The sequence below is a fragment of the Ensifer sp. KUDG1 genome (assembly GCF_050434285.1).
Lineage (GTDB): Bacteria > Pseudomonadota > Alphaproteobacteria > Rhizobiales > Rhizobiaceae > Ensifer.
In genome coordinates this window covers 123678-138589 of sequence record NZ_JBNDIG010000002.1, presented here as the reverse complement: position 1 = coordinate 138589, position 14912 = coordinate 123678, and the positions used below count along the sequence as shown (strand labels likewise).

Sequence of the window (14912 nt, the reverse complement as noted above, 5' to 3'; positions counted from 1 at the left end):
TGCTTCTCGACGGTTCAGGAATTCCCTTACGAGGCGCTCAATCGAGCGCCTCAATTATTTTGGCGTTGAGCTTCTGCACGTCGTAGCCAAGGCGTGAGGGCGTAAGGCCCAGCCGCACGACCGCCAGCTTCAGCGAAGGCACGAGCATGATCGCCTGGCCGTCATGGCCGAGCATCCAGAAGGCGTCCGCCGGGAAACTGCCCGTTCCTGCCCGCGCCCCGTTTTCCTCGAGCCAAACCTGACCCTGGCCGTATTTCCCGCCCGATGCCTTGGTCGGCGTGCGCATGAAGGCGACATAGTCCTTCGGCAGCATTGCCTTCCCCTTCCAGACGCCGTCCTGCAGCAGGAACTGCGCAAACCGCGCCCAGTCCTGCGTCGTCGCATACATGTAGGAGGAACCGACGAAGGTTCCGGCCTCGTCCGTCTCCAGAACGGCGCTCGTCATGCCGAGCGGTGCAAACAGCGCGTCATAGGGAAAGGCAAGCGCTGCCGCCGGGTCGTCGAAGGTCCGCATCCAGATCCGCGACAGCAGCGTGCTGGTGCCGCTCGAATAGCTGAAGTTCGCGCCGGGTTTTGCACCCAGCGTCCGCGTGGCGGCAAAACCCGCCATGTCCTTTTCCAGATAGAGCATGCGCGTCACGTCGGTGACGGCGCCATAATTCTCGTTGAAGGAAAGCCCGCTCTGCATCCCCATCAGGTCCGCAAGCGTGATGGCCGACCGCTCGTCCCCGGCCCATTCCGGCAGCAGGTTTCGTTGCGACGCGTCCATGCGCCCGTCAGTGATCCGAAGGCCAATCAGCGCCGCGGTCACCGACTTGGTCATCGACCAGCCGAGCAGCGGCGTCGAACGGTTAAAACCCTGGCCATAGGTTTCCGCCACCAGCTGCCCGTCGCGGATCACGGCGATCGCCCGCATGCCGGGCCCGGCGAGATCGGCGTCCTCGATGAGCTTCTGCAAGGCCGGCTCGATCGCGGCCCCATCGCCTTCGGGCCAGGCCGCACCCGGCACCGGCGCTGCCGCGGCGGTTTTCGTTTCGATCGGTGCCAGGGCCGCGGCATTGCCGTCGGGCAGGCTGGCGCAGCCGGCACCCGGACGGTAGGCCGCATAACCGGGTGCGGCAAAACCGAGGATGCGCGCCGTCACCAGTTGCTTCTCCTTGTCGACGCCGACGCGCACGAGCTTGAGCAAGGGATGGCCGGGGGCCTGCACGTCGTCGGCGAGCACCGCCTGGGCATCGCGTCCGGCGATGAAGACGTTGGAGCAGACGATCTTCGCGGCATAGCCGTCGCCGACCTTCAACAGTTCCGGCGGCGCCAGCGCAAGCCAGCCGAACAGGCCGACGACGATCAGCGCCAGGACAGCACCCGAAATCTTCAACAAACGTCTCATGCGATCCTCCGGCCTGATGCGCAAAGAGAACCAGCATTTTGCCGCAAGGGAAAGCCCCGGCCGGCTCAACTTTTCATATTAGAAAGACGTTCAGGCGGTCGAAAAAAGTGCAGCGCTTTTCTGCCCGTGACGTGGTCTCGCTTAAGCCCGGGCCGAGCGGCGCGACTCTTCCGCCTCGCCGTCGCCGACGAGCACCGAGACGTCGGCCATAACAGGCGAAACCCAGGGGCCGCGGATCTCGGCAGCGCCGCAGGCCCGCGCGCAATCCGCCTCGCTCTCCTTCTCGACACCACTGACGGCGATCGAAAGCCGCAGCACCTGTCCTGTTTTGATCAGGCAGGCGAGCAAGGCCACGCTGCGCTCGCTGCCATGTGCGGCACGAACGGCGGCGAGATCGACGGTCACCTGATCGGGCTGCACGTCGGAGATCTGGTTCAGGGGCAGCGACGAGGCGGAGCCGCCGCCAAGCGCGACGCGAACGCCGAGCGCGCGCAGCCCCCGCAAGTTGTCGGTGACGATGACAAGATCGTCGGTCGAGACGCCCTCGGCGACCTCGATCGTCAACCGCTCCGGCAAAAGTCCGGCATCCGAAAGGCACCGCTCCACCTGGGTGACGAAATCGCGGTCGCGCAGTTGCGAGACGAAGGGTGCGATCGTCAGCCCCCTGGGGACGTTCCAGCCGGCCGCCTGCCTGCAGGCGGCTTGAAGCGCCCAGGCGCCCAGCGCCAGCGTGATCGCGCTCTGTTCCGGCGGCTCGAACGTTTCCGCGCCGATGACGCCGAGATGCGGATGCCGCCAACGCAGCAGCGCCTGGAACCCGCCGATGGAGCCGCTTTCGATGCCGAGGATCGGTAGGAACGCGAGGAAGAACTCGTCCGCCTCGAAACCGCGCGTAAGATCACGCTCGGCTTCCGCCCGCTGCCGCACGGCATGGCTCAGGGTTTCCGAGTGGAAGGCATGGCTGTTGCCGCTGATCGCCTTGGCCTCGTAGAGTGCCAGATCCGCCCTTTTCAACACGTCGGATGTCGACTTGTCCGACCGCTCGATGAAGGCGATGCCGATGCTGCAGCCGGACGCGATGCGCGTCTCCCCGAGATCGAACGGCGCTTCGAACAGCTTCTCGACCCGCGTTGCGAGCATTTCGGCATCGGCTTGAGACGGCGCGTGCGCAGCCGCAAGCACGAACTCGTCGCCGCCCAGCCGGTAGATCGTCGCCTCGCCGGCAAAGGCACGCCTGAGACGGGCGCCGAACAGCGCCAGCAACCGGTCGCCGGCGTCATGGCCCAGCGTATCGTTGATCACCTTGAAGCGGTCGAGGTCGAGAAGAAGCAGGGCATTGCGGGCAAACGCGGTACCTTCTGCACAGAGCGCCTGGCTGATGTCGGCTTCGAGGGCTGCGCGGTTTGCAAGTCCCGTCAGCCTGTCACGATGAACTTCGTTGCGCAGGCGGCGCTCGGCGCGCCGCGCCGCACGCAGCTCGAGTTCGAGCCGGCGCGAATAGCGCCAGCGATAGAAGGAGCCGCCGAGGATGAAAGGCATTGCGCCGGCTGCCAGCACGGCGGGAACGTCCCAGTGCGGCGCCATCTCGCCGGGAAGAGCGGTTCCACCGGCAAGCCACGCCGCAGAAACCAGAGCCCCCAATGCCGCGCCGGCAGCCGCAAATCGCTGCTCGGGCTTCGGCAGAAACGTACTTAACATCATGTCGACGCCCCCCGTATGTGAGGAGGTGCTAGCACGTCAGGGTTTAATGAATTCTTATGGGTGAAAAATTGTAGATTGGGGCTCTAGAGACCGGCCCGACCCTTGTGGAAAGCCCGTCATCAAAGTGTAGCCGAGTCACTTTAGAAGCGCCTAAGTTTCAACTGGATGACCGGCAGAGATGAATGAACTCGCTCCCGACGTAGGCTTTGGCAGAAAAAATCCGAAGCTGAAAAACGCCCTGCTCCAGCACAAGACCTTCTCCCTCGCGGGCCTCTCGGAACGCCTCTTCGGCCTGCTTTTTTCGGGCCTCGTCTATCCGCAGATCTGGGAGGATCCGATCGTCGACATGGAGGCGATGCAGCTGACCCCGGAAAGCCGGATCGTCACCATCGGCTCCGGCGGCTGCAACATGCTGACCTACCTGTCGGCCGGCCCGCGCAGAATAGACGTCGTCGACCTCAACCCGCACCATATCGCGCTCAACCGCCTGAAGCTCGCAGCTTTCCGCCATCTGCCGTGCCACAAGGACGTCACGCGGTTTCTCGCGACCCAGGGCACGGCGAGCAACGTCCAGGCCTTCGATCTCTTCCTCGCGCCGAAGCTCGATACGGCCACGCGCAGCTACTGGAACGGCCGCGACATGACCGGCCGCCGGCGCATCGGCGTCTTCGGGCGCAACATCTACCGCACCGGCCTGCTCGGCCGCTTCATTGCAGCCAGCCATCTGCTTGCCCGCCTGCACGGGGTCAATCCGGAAGACTTCGTCCAGGCGCGGTCCATGCGCGAGCAACGCCAGTTCTTCGACGAGCGCCTGGCGCCGCTGTTCGATCGTCCCGTCATCCGCTGGATCACCGGGCGCAAGAGCTCGCTCTTCGGCCTCGGCATCCCGCCGCAGCAGTTCGACGAGCTCGCAAGCCTGAGTGCCGAGAAGTCGCTCGCCGCCGTTCTGCGCCATCGCCTGGAAAAGCTCACCTGTCACTTCCCGCTGCGCGAAAACTACTTCGCCTGGCAGGCCTTCGGCCGCCGCTACCCGCTGCCGCATGAAGGCGACCTGCCGCCCTATCTCGACGCCGGCGCCTATGAGGCGATCCGCAACAATGCCGAGCGCGTCGAGGTGCATCACGCAAGCTTCACCGAGCTTCTCGCCGGAAAATCCGCCGGTTCCGTCGATCGCTACATCCTGCTCGACGCACAGGATTGGATGACCGACCAGCAGCTGAACGACCTCTGGACCGAGATCACCCGCACGGCGGATGAAGGTGCCATCGTGATCTTCCGCACGGCGGCGGAAGACAGCATCCTGCCCGGCCGTGTCTCCCCGGCTCTGCTGGACCAGTGGCACTACGACGCCGAAACCGCGCTGCGGCTCGGCGCCGATGACCGCTCCGCCATCTATGGCGGCTTCCACATCTACCGCAAGAAGGGCTGAAACGTGCAACAGGCCGGGATCTCCCACGCGCGGCGCATGGACCACATGTACCGCTATCAGCGGCACTTCTACGATCTGACGCGGAAGTACTATCTCTTCGGCCGCGACACGCTGATCCGCGAAATGAACCCGGCCTCCAGCGCCTCGGTGCTTGAGGTCGGGTGCGGCACCGGCCGCAATCTGGCGCTGATCGGCCGCTGTTTCCCCTCGGCGCGGCTGTTCGGGCTCGACATCTCCCAGGAAATGCTCACCTCGGCCGATGCGAAGCTCAACCGCGGCGGCAACAGGCGCGCCACGCTCCGCGTCGCCGACGCGACGGACTTCAACCCGGCGATTTTCGACGAAAGCGGTTTCGACCACATCGTCATCTCCTATTCGCTGTCGATGATCCCCGACTGGCAAAAGGCAATCGACGCGGCGATCGCAGCGCTGAACCCGGGTGGCTCGCTGCACATTGCCGATTTCGGCCAGCAGGAACGCCTGCCAACGAGCTTCCGCCGGGCGCTGCATGGCTGGCTCAACCGCTTCCACGTGACGCCGCGCGAGCGGCTTTTCGACGTGTTGCGCGAGAAAGCCCGCGAAAATGGCGCCGATCTCGAGCGCCGCGCCATCGGCCGCGGCTATGCCTGGCTCGCCGTCTACCACCGCCCTTCCGTGGCGATCGCCGCCTGAGGCGGCGGGCCATTTGGGCAAGGTCTTGCACCCGGCCTGACGTCGGCCTGTCCAGCGAGCGCCGAAACCACCTGGTTTTCGGCGCTTTTTAGCTTTTCTGCCACCCGCAATTCCCGCTTGAGCTAACTCAATTTTTACGATGATATGGTGAAAATGAGGTTCACGCCTCACTGGGGAAATCACCGACAGGGAAGCCATCGTGTGAGGCAGGATCATCGATTGTCTCTAGACAGGAAAATCATGCGCCGGCTTCTCCTGGCTCTGCTGCCTCTTGCCACCCTTCTTTCGGGCTGCTCGTCGACCGACTATGACCTGATGCAGACGGCTTCGATCCCGCCGCGCTTCCAGGACACCGACCCGCAGAACTTCGGCACACGCACACCGCAGCACCACAACATCCACGGCATCGACGTCTCGAAATGGAATGGCGATATCGACTGGATGAAGGTGAAGAACTCCGGCGTCTCCTTCGCCTTCATCAAGGCGACCGAAGGCAAGGACCGGGTCGATACGCGCTTTGCCGAATACTGGCAGAAGGCGCGCGCCGCCGGCATCCCCTACGCGCCCTATCACTTCTATTACTTCTGCTCGACCGCCGACGACCAGGCCGACTGGTTCATCGCCAATGTGCCGAAGAGCGCGGTCTATCTGCCGCCGGTTCTCGACGTCGAGTGGAACGGCGAATCGAAGACCTGCCGCCATCGCCCGACACCGGACGAAGTGCGCGTCGAGATGAAGCGCTTCATGGACCGGCTCGAAGCCCACTACGGCAAGCGCCCGATCATCTACACCTCTGTCGACTTCCACCGCGACAATCTCGTCGACCAGTTTAAGGAACATCACTTCTGGGTGCGCTCGGTCGCCAAGCATCCGGGTGAGGTCTATGTCGAGCGCCGCTGGGCGTTCTGGCAATATACCAGCACGGGGGTCATCCCCGGCATCGACGGCGCCACCGATATCAATGTCTTCGCCGGCTCGGCGAAAAACTGGAAGAACTGGGTCGCCGCGGTCTCACAGCCGAAGCAGGACTGACATTCCTGCCGATAGCTGCGGCGGACAAACCCATTTTCTTCTTTCGGTCATAATGCTCTGAAAGAGCAACGACAGATTTCGTAGCGATTTGGTTGCCCGTGGCGGTGCAAGGCGCCCCACGGCAAAGAAAGGAATTTCATGATGACCCGCACAGCCCGGCGCGCGCTCGCCTCCGTCGCTCTTCTGGCGTTGACCGCGTCGTCCGCTGCCGCCCAGACCGCAGCCTCGACGGGCGCGAAGGCAGCAACCCCGGCGGTCGCCTGCGGCGGCGATCTCGCAGCCTTCCTGCAGGGCGTGAAGGCCGAGGCGGTCGCCAAGGGCGTTCCGGCCGATGTCGCCGACCGGGCGCTCGCCGGTGCCGCCATCAATGAAAAGGTGCTCAGCCGCGACCGCACCCAGGGCGTCTTCAAGCAGACCTTCACCGAATTCTCCAAGCGCACCGTCAGCAAGTCGCGCCTCGATATCGGCCAGCAGAAGATGAAGGAATATGCCGACGTCTTTGCCCGCGCCGAGAAGGAATTCGGCGTCCCAGCACCCGTCATCACCGCCTTCTGGGCGATGGAGACCGACTTCGGCGCCGTCCAGGGCGACTTCAACACCCGCGATGCGCTGGTAACGCTGTCGCATGATTGCCGCCGCCCGGAAATGTTCCGCCCGCAGCTGATCGCGGCGATCGAGATGGTGCAGCATGGCGACCTCGACCCGGCAACGACGACCGGCGCCTGGGCCGGCGAGATCGGCCAGGTGCAGATGCTTCCAGAAGACATCATCGCCTATGGCGTCGATGGCGATGGCGACGGCCACGTCAACCTGAAGAAGAGCTCGCCCGACGCGATCCTGACCGCCGCCAAGTTCATCCAGAGCCTCGGCTACAAGGCTGGCCAGCCGGTAATCCAGGAAGTCAGCGTTCCCGCTGAGCTGCCTTGGGAAAAGACCGGCCTGCAGCCGGGCATGAAGGCCAGCGACTGGTTCGCGCTCGGCGTCAAGCCGCGCAACGGCGACACCGCCTTCGGCAATCTGGAAGCCTCGCTCGTGCTGCCGCAGGGCCGCAAGGGCGTCGCCTTCCTCACCTACCCCAACTTCAACGTCTATCTCGAATGGAACCAGTCGTTCATCTACACGACGTCGGCCGCTTATTTCGCGACCCGTCTCGGCGGCGCGCCGACCTATGAGGGCGGCAACCCGGAGCCGGGCCTCGACGACACCGGCATGAAGGCGCTGCAGACCAAGCTGCAGACGCTCGGCCACGATGTCGGCAAGATCGACGGCATCCTCGGCTCCGGCACCCGCGCGGCACTCCAGAAGGAGCAACTCCGCCTCGGCCGTCCGGCCGACGGCTGGGCGACGCTCGAACTCCTGAACGCGCTCTAAGCCCGAACCGCCGTTCAAAAATCATGGCCCCGGAGATCGGATCGATCTCCGGGGTTTTTTCATGCCGCATCGACCGACCGGATCCCGGTTGATGAGTGCCCACCGGCTCGCCCCCACTCATGCCGCCCTCGTCATCGCCGCAAGAACTGGGTGGTTCCGCCGGGCGTGCCGGGCTATGTATCATGTGTCGGAACACAACCGATCCGGGAGCGACAAGCAGGCGCTTGCGCCAAAGCGTCCACCCGGCGCGGAGAAGGACTGACGCTCGGCACGCAATCAGCACGGATAGGCATCACCATGAATGCGCGAACCACCGTCAATGGCAATCAGATGAGCGCCGGGACCTGGGCGCTGCTTGCCCTGCTCGGCCTGATCTGGGGCGGATCGTTCTTCTTCGCCCGCGTTGCCGTCGCCCATGTGCCGCCCTTCACGCTGGTGTTCCTGCGCTTGGGCCTGGCAGCCCTGGCGCTGCATATCTATATCCGCGGCCGCTTCGGCATGTACGAGGCTCTTGCCGACCGCTGGCGCGAATTCGCACTGATGGGGCTGATCAACAACGCCATTCCGCACGCCTTCATCTTCCTTGGACAAACCCATATCGGCGCCGGACTGGCGGCGATCCTCAACGCGACGACCCCGGTGTGGACGGTGATCATCGCCAACATGGCGACCGAGGACGAGAAGCTGAGTTCCGCCAAGATCGCCGGCTGCCTGCTCGGGCTCGCCGGCACTGTCGTCCTGATCGGGCCGAGCGCCGTTGCCGGTCTCTTCGGCACCACAAGCAGCGTGCCGCTCTGGGCGCTGCTGCTGCCGGTGCTTGCCGCCATCAGCTATGGTTTTGCGGCGACCTACGGCAAACGCTTCCGCGATCTCGCCCCTCCCGTGACGGCCGCAGGCCAGTTGACCGCCTCGACGCTGATCGCGCTGCCCGTCGCCGCCTTTACCGACACGCCCTGGCTGTTGCCGATGCCACCCGTCGAGGTCATCCTTTCGATCCTCGGCCTGGCGCTGGTCTCGACCGCCTATGCCTACATCCTCTATTTCCGCATCATGCGTGCGGCCGGCGCCACCAATGCCTCGCTGGTCACGCTGCTGGTGCCGCCAAGCGCGATCCTGCTCGGCTACCTCTTCCTCGGCGAGACGCTGCAGGCGGCCGATTTTGCCGGCATGGTGCTGATCGCCCTTGGCCTCGCCGTGCTCGACGGTCGGATCCTGCGGTTCAGGCGGGTCGCCTGACATCTGATCGCGGCCGAATCCGAGAAAAGACCAGACGCCTGGAGTGCTTCGCATCGCGTGAAAAGGACGTGGTTTGCGGGGAATCGACGGCCCGTTTTCGTCCCGCTCCGGGCCACTCACGCACGGTTACAAACGTTTATATTAACCTTGCCGAAGCGATTGTGAAAAAAATGTGGCGGCCAGGAAACTTAAATAAAATCAGAACTATAGGCCTGTGAATAAGGCGGCGCCGGCTCACGCATTTCGCACTGCAGCACAAGTTTCCCTTTAACGTGTCGTGATTTCGCCCTATGTTTTAACGCGTTAACGCAGGGAGGGTCTTCCATGGGCCTTACACATTCGCTGAATGTCCTCATGATCAGTGCAGCGTTCGTATTCGTGGCCACGATGCTCTTCATCTGAGGAGCGGCCGCTGAGAGTCCAAACCGAATAGGGACTTAAATTTCCGGGAAACCATTTTGCAGCACCAAGCCAGTTAGACCGCCAGAGAGCTTAAGGTCTAGACGCTGCGACAAACGAGAAAGCGCCTGAAGATCGATCTTCGGGCGCTTTCCTTTTGGTGGATGCTGTAGCGCGGCGCGTTGCTGCGACCCGCAGCCGATCAAGCCTCGACGGGCATGGCCCCATATAAAGCGCCACGGCGATCTTTGAGGCGCGCCAGGACGCGAGGGCGCTTTCGCAGCCACCCGCAAGTTCACGGAGCGGCCGCGCCCGTCGCAAAAGTGCGGGCCGCGCCGGCCGCCACCATCAGCGGTGCATCGATCGCGCCCACCGCTTCTGCGGCCACCCGCTCAAAACCGACGAGATCCAGCACGGCTGTCACCAGCGGCGTGCGGTTCATCGTATAAATATGGAAGTCGCGTACACCGCGCCGGGCGAGATCGACGATCTGCTCGGCGGCGATGTGCGTCGCCTCCTTGAAGCGCTCGACCGGCTGGTCCTCGAGATGCACGAGCCGCGTGACGATCGCCTCCGGCACAGTGGCGCCACAGAGGCCTGCAAACTTCTGCACCTGCGCCAGATTGTTGATCGGCAGGATGCCCGGAACGATCGGAATGTTGACGCCGGCGCGCCGCACCCGTTCGAGGTAGCGCTCGAAATCGTTGTTGTCGAAGAAGAACTGGGTCAGCGCGCGGGTTGCGCCCGCATCGACCTTGCGCTTCAGCATGTCGATGTCAGCCGCCACGTCAGGGCTCTCCGGGTGCTTCTCCGGATAGGAGGAGACGGAAATCTCGATGTCGTCGCCACGCGCGCGGATCGCCCGCACGAGGTCGGTGCTGCTGGCGTAACCCTCTGGATGGGGCTGATAGGTGCTGCCGATGCCGCCCTGCGGATCGCCACGCAGCGCCACGAAGTGGCGGACGCCGAAGCTGAGATACTCGTCGATCACCGCATCGACTTCCGCCTTCGGCGCGCCGACGCAGGTCAGGTGCGCCGCCGTATTGGCAAAGCCGCTTTCCGCGATCAACCGCCGGACCGTCGTCAGCGAACGCGCCTTGGTCGAGCCGCCGGCGCCGTAGGTGACGGTGATGAAGGCCGGGCCGAAGACCGAAAGGTCGTCTGCCGTCTGGAAGAGCTGCGCTTCCATTTCGTCGGTCTTGGGCGGGAAATATTCGAAGGAGAGCCGGAGATTGCCGCGTTCGGCCGGGTAAAGCGTCTGTGCCGTCATATTCATACTCCCCCCGCCTGGACACGCGGCCGCGGCGTTTCATTCTCGTTCACGGCCCGCCGATCACGCGCGAGCCAGATCGTCACCGTCAGTTTTCCATCATTCGCCCCCTCAGGCGAAAGATCCGTGGTCTTTTCGAGCACAAGGCCGGCCTTCGCCAGCCAATCGGCCATCGCCTGGTGCGAGAAGCCGAGGCGCGCATGGGCATGCTCGTCACGCAGATGCTCAAGCCCATGCGGCGCGAAGTCGATGATGACCAACCGTCCACCCGGCATCAGCATGCGCGCGGCTTCCGCGATCGCCGCTTCCGGCTCTTCGAGGAAATGCAGCACCTGGTGAATGGTGACGAGGTCAAAGGTCTGGCCGTCGAGCGGCAGGTTGAAGATGTCGCCATGGCGGATCGACGCCTTGGTGATGCCGGCGCGGTCGAGATTGGAGCGCGCCACCGCCAGCATGTCGCGGCTGGCGTCGACGCCGATGCCGCGGCGATAGAGGCCCTCGAAGAGCTGCAGGATGCGACCCGTGCCGGTGCCGAGGTCGAGCAGGCTTTCAACCGGCTCGTCGCCCACCATCTCGCGCAGCTTCGCCTCGACATCACGCTCGCTGACATGCAGGCGGCGAAGCTCGTCCCAGCCGGCCGCGTTGCGGCTGAAATAGGCCTGCGCCTTTTCCGACCGCGCCTTCTTCAAGGTGGTGAGCCGGGCCGCGTCACGCGCGAGCACCGCGTCGTCGGCCGAAGCGGAAGCCAGCATCGCCCGCACGAGCCCGACCCGGGCACCGTCCTGACGGAGGCGGAAATAAGCCCACGCGCCCTCCTGGTAGCGGTCGATCAGCTCGACCTCCGCCAAGAGCTTCAGATGCCTGGAAATACGTGGCTGCGACTGGCCGAGAATTTCGGTAAGGTCGGTGACGGTCAGATCGCCGGCGGCGAGAAGCGCGACGAGACGCATGCGGGTCGGCTCACCCGCCGCCTTCAGCACGTCTACCAACGCATCCAGACCCAGTTCTCTCTGCAGAGCCATAGCGATCCCCATCAACACATAAAGATATGTTTATGTGATTTGCGGTGGTGACGCAAGCAGATTTGCGCGGAGAGGCCAAACAATGGCGCTGGCGGAACAGATGCTTGTGCATGGACGCCATGCGCCACAAGCGATGCTTCAGACGGCACGTCAGGAGGCCTGCACGGGCCGTCTCAACAGGTCTGCTTCACCATCCGAAGAAGGGCAACGCCACGCACTCGTGACAGACTTGACACCCTTCCGGCGGGAGGCCCCGCTATCCGGGCCTCTGCCTGCCCCAGGCACGCCGCGCCTTGTTTGGTTACCCGCCTCGCCGCACCGCCACAAAAGTCCGCAAACGCCCCGCTCGCGTCCGGCATCGGGACGGCAACTGGAGAGCGGTTCGCTACGCCTCCGGAGCGTCCTGCAGGTGCGGCCAAGGCGCGGCCGCGGTGACAACGAACCTTGTACGCAAACAGTCCTTGGCCGGCTTCGCCTCGCGATCGATGGTAAAGGAAAACGGGCGAAGCCTGCGCCTCGCCCGTTCCTTGAACAGTTGGTGCAGCGCCCGCTTTAACGGACGCCGCATGTCCCAGCGCCGCAACATGGCGGCACCAATCGCGTGTTAGCGCGTCAGGCGCTTGTAGGTAACGCGCTTCGGGTTGACCGAATCCGGGCCGAGGCGGCGGATCTTGTCCTTCTCGTAGTCTTCGAAGTTGCCTTCGAACCATTCGACCTGGCTGTCGCCTTCAAAGGCGAGGATGTGCGTTGCCAGGCGGTCGAGGAACATGCGGTCGTGGCTGATGATAACGGCGCAGCCGGCGAAGTTTTCGAGCGCGATTTCGAGCGCTGCCAGCGTCTCGGTGTCGAGGTCGTTGGTCGGTTCGTCGAGCAGCAGGACGTTGCCTCCGGCCTTCAGCATCTTGGCGAGGTGAACGCGGTTGCGCTGACCGCCCGAGAGGTTGCCGACCTTCTGCTGCTGGTCGCCGCCCTTGAAGTTGAAGGTCGAGCAATAGGCGCGCGAGTTCATCTCGTGCTTGCCGAGCTTGATGACTTCGGCACCGCCGGAGATTTCTTCCCAGACGGTCTTGTTGCCGTCGAGCGCGTCGCGGCTCTGGTCGACGTAACCAAGGTGCACGGTGTCGCCGATGCGGATCGAGCCGCTGTCGGGCTGTTCCTGGCCGGTGATCATGCGGAAGAGCGTCGTCTTACCGGCGCCGTTCGGGCCGATGATGCCGACGATGCCGCCCGGCGGCAGCTTCAGCGACAGGCCGTCGATCAGCAGGCGATCGCCATAACCCTTGGTGACGCCTTCCATCTCGATGACCACCTGGCCGAGACGTTCGCCGACCGGGATGATGATCTGCGCGTCGCCGGGACGCTGATTTTCCGCCGCGTTGACCAGCTCGTCGTAGGAGCGGATACGCGCCTTGGACTTGGCCTGGCGAGCCTTGGGGCTGGATGCGATCCATTCCTGTTCGCGGGCGATCGCCTTTTGGCGCGAAGCCTCTTCGCGGCCTTCCTGCTGCATGCGCTTGGCCTTGGCGACGAGGTAGGCCGAGTAGTTGCCCTCGTAAGGAATGCTGCGGCCGCGGTCGAGTTCGAGGATCCAGCCGGTGACGTTGTCGAGGAAGTAGCGATCGTGGGTGATCATCAGCACGGCGCCCGGATATTCGCGCAGGTGCTTTTCGAGCCAGGCGATCGTCTCGGCGTCGAGGTGGTTGGTCGGTTCGTCGAGGAGCAGCAGGTCCGGCTGCGACAGAAGCAGCTTGCAGAGCGCGACGCGGCGCTTTTCACCGCCCGACAGGTTGGTGACTTCCGCGTCGCCCGGCGGGCAGCGCAGCGCTTCCATGGCCATCTCGACCTGGCTCTCCAGATCCCAGAGGTTCTGGCTGTCGATGATATCCTGGAGCTTGGCGCCCTCTTCCGCCGTCTCGTCGGAATAGTTCATCATCAGTTCGTTGTAGCGGTCGACGATCGCCTTCTTCTTGGCAACGCCTTCCATGGCGTTTTCAAGCACCGTCTTCGTCGGGTCGAGCTGCGGCTCCTGCGGCAGGTAGCCGACGGTCGCACCTTCGGCGACCCAGGCCTCACCGGTGAATTCCTTGTCGAGGCCGGCCATAATGCGCAGAACCGTCGACTTACCGGCGCCGTTCGGGCCGAGGATACCGATCTTGGCGTCCGGGTAGAACGACAGATGAACGTTCTCGAGAACCTTCTTCGCGCCGTAGGACTTATTAAGCCCGGCCATATGATAGATGAACTGACGTGCCATGAGGGAATGCTCCGCAGGGATAAGGAAATTTGCCCGCTATGTAGGCGAATTAGTGGAAGGGGGCAATGATCAAAGGCATCCGCCCCCGCCTATCCCAAAACGAACATCCCAATCGGCAAGCCCGGCATGCCGCACCGGGAGGCGCCACAGGCCGGCTCCGTGAAGGCCGCACCTTAAGCGCTGACATGCCCAGCCGGGCGAAACGCCCTACCCGCGACCGGCGGCATCGGCGATGCCCTTGGCGCACTTGAACTCGGTCGTGCCCGCCGCCTGGATCAGCGGCCCGAGGCTCGCCGCCTTCATGACGTCACCGGTGAGCCCGATCGTCAGCCCGGTGATGATGCTGCGGCCCTGAACCGTCTGGCAGCGCATGCGCACCCGGTCGCCGGCGCCAGCGCCAAAGCTCTGGTCGAAGGCCTGCTTGATCGTCGCCTCATCGAGCTCCGCGCCGACACGCTGGCGGAAAAGTGCCCCGACCGCCGAGCGGTTGAGCTCTTCCAGCATGCGCAGCTGCACCGAGAAATAGTCGTCGACCGAGCCGCTCTGGCAGGTACCGCTTCGCAGCCACTGGTGCCGGTCGAGACCGGACTGTACGCCCGGCATGGCGATGAGCAGCCGCGCCGCCGTGTCGTCGGCCATGGCAAGCTTCGGCAACTCCAGCCAGCTGCCCTTGCGGTCGGTCGCCCGCACCTCGGCCGCCACCCCGCAATAGCTCTTGCGCAGCGGCCACAGGCCATGCAGCGAGAGGTTGGTGGCATCGAAGCGTTCCGCCGTCTGGCTCTCGCACTCCTTGCGCTGCGGCCGCGTCTCGCAGAAACCGGGCTGCCAGCTGATCGCCAATACATATTGGGTTCGGCTCGCAGTCCCTTCGCCAGCCCCTTGATCCGCGCCTTCCTCACCGGCAGCAAAGGCGGCGGGCGCAAGCAGCAGCACCAATGCGGACACGATGCCCGCCACAGAACCCGACATCGCTTTAAAGAAACTCATCATGACATCCTCCCGCGAAAACAAAACAGGAACGAATATCGCTCAAAACGGGAAAATTGCAACTCCTAATGCGCTTGCCGTCAAATCGCTTGTGACCTCATGCGCAACGATCAACAAGCGGCGATTGCCTTTGCCGTGCAAATCGATTT

11 protein-coding genes are annotated in these 14912 nt (G+C 64.1%); 5 read left to right on the top strand and 6 right to left on the bottom strand.

Annotated features, from left to right (window positions below; all coding sequences use genetic code 11):
• Positions 1-37: 37 nt before the first annotated feature.
• The gene (locus M2267_RS06080) at positions 38-1390 is read right to left on the bottom strand and encodes a serine hydrolase domain-containing protein (protein ID WP_429113231.1); all 1353 of its coding nucleotides are present in this window, start codon (positions 1388-1390) and stop codon (positions 38-40) included.
• Between the two features lie 141 nt (positions 1391-1531).
• Complete coding sequence (locus tag M2267_RS06075; RefSeq protein ID WP_429113229.1) at positions 1532-3091, bottom strand: putative bifunctional diguanylate cyclase/phosphodiesterase; 1560 nt, start codon at positions 3089-3091, stop codon at positions 1532-1534.
• Positions 3092-3269: 178 nt separating this feature from the next.
• Here M2267_RS06075 and M2267_RS06070 point away from each other — a divergent pair, with 178 nt between their 5' ends.
• The 5 genes from M2267_RS06070 (at position 3270) to M2267_RS06050 (ending at position 8831) form a co-directional block, all read left to right on the top strand.
• Positions 3270-4520 carry a DUF3419 family protein gene (locus tag M2267_RS06070; RefSeq protein ID WP_429113227.1) on the top strand — a complete coding sequence of 417 codons (1251 nt, stop codon included), beginning with the start codon at positions 3270-3272 and terminating at the stop codon, positions 4518-4520.
• 36 nt (positions 4521-4556) lie between these two features.
• Positions 4557-5192: a class I SAM-dependent methyltransferase gene (locus M2267_RS06065; RefSeq protein ID WP_429114503.1), complete on the top strand. Its 636-nt coding sequence runs from the start codon at positions 4557-4559 to the stop codon at positions 5190-5192.
• 240 nt (positions 5193-5432) lie between these two features.
• Positions 5433-6224 carry a glycoside hydrolase family 25 protein gene (locus M2267_RS06060; protein WP_043615848.1) on the top strand — a complete coding sequence of 264 codons (792 nt, stop codon included), beginning with the start codon at positions 5433-5435 and terminating at the stop codon, positions 6222-6224.
• A gap of 141 nt (positions 6225-6365) precedes the next feature.
• Positions 6366-7595: a lytic murein transglycosylase gene (locus M2267_RS06055; protein WP_429113225.1), complete on the top strand. Its 1230-nt coding sequence runs from the start codon at positions 6366-6368 to the stop codon at positions 7593-7595.
• A gap of 297 nt (positions 7596-7892) precedes the next feature.
• Positions 7893-8831 carry a DMT family transporter gene (locus M2267_RS06050; protein ID WP_429113223.1) on the top strand — a complete coding sequence of 313 codons (939 nt, stop codon included), beginning with the start codon at positions 7893-7895 and terminating at the stop codon, positions 8829-8831.
• Between the two features lie 694 nt (positions 8832-9525).
• Here M2267_RS06050 and metF read toward each other — a convergent pair.
• The 4 genes from metF to M2267_RS06030 form a co-directional block, all read right to left on the bottom strand.
• Positions 9526-10500 (bottom strand): methylenetetrahydrofolate reductase [NAD(P)H], encoded by a 975-nt coding sequence (gene metF / locus M2267_RS06045; RefSeq protein WP_429113220.1) that lies wholly within the window; start codon positions 10498-10500, stop codon positions 9526-9528.
• Between the two features lie 2 nt (positions 10501-10502).
• Positions 10503-11522 carry an ArsR/SmtB family transcription factor gene (locus M2267_RS06040; RefSeq protein ID WP_043615837.1) on the bottom strand — a complete coding sequence of 340 codons (1020 nt, stop codon included), beginning with the start codon at positions 11520-11522 and terminating at the stop codon, positions 10503-10505.
• A gap of 604 nt (positions 11523-12126) precedes the next feature.
• Entirely contained in the window at positions 12127-13776 is a 1650-nt protein-coding gene (gene ettA, locus M2267_RS06035) for an energy-dependent translational throttle protein EttA (RefSeq protein WP_043615834.1), read from the bottom strand.
• Positions 13777-13983: 207 nt separating this feature from the next.
• Positions 13984-14763, bottom strand: a complete 780-nt coding sequence (locus tag M2267_RS06030) for a ribonuclease T2 (RefSeq protein WP_429113217.1) — start codon at positions 14761-14763, stop codon at positions 13984-13986.
• Positions 14764-14912: the final 149 nt, after the last annotated feature.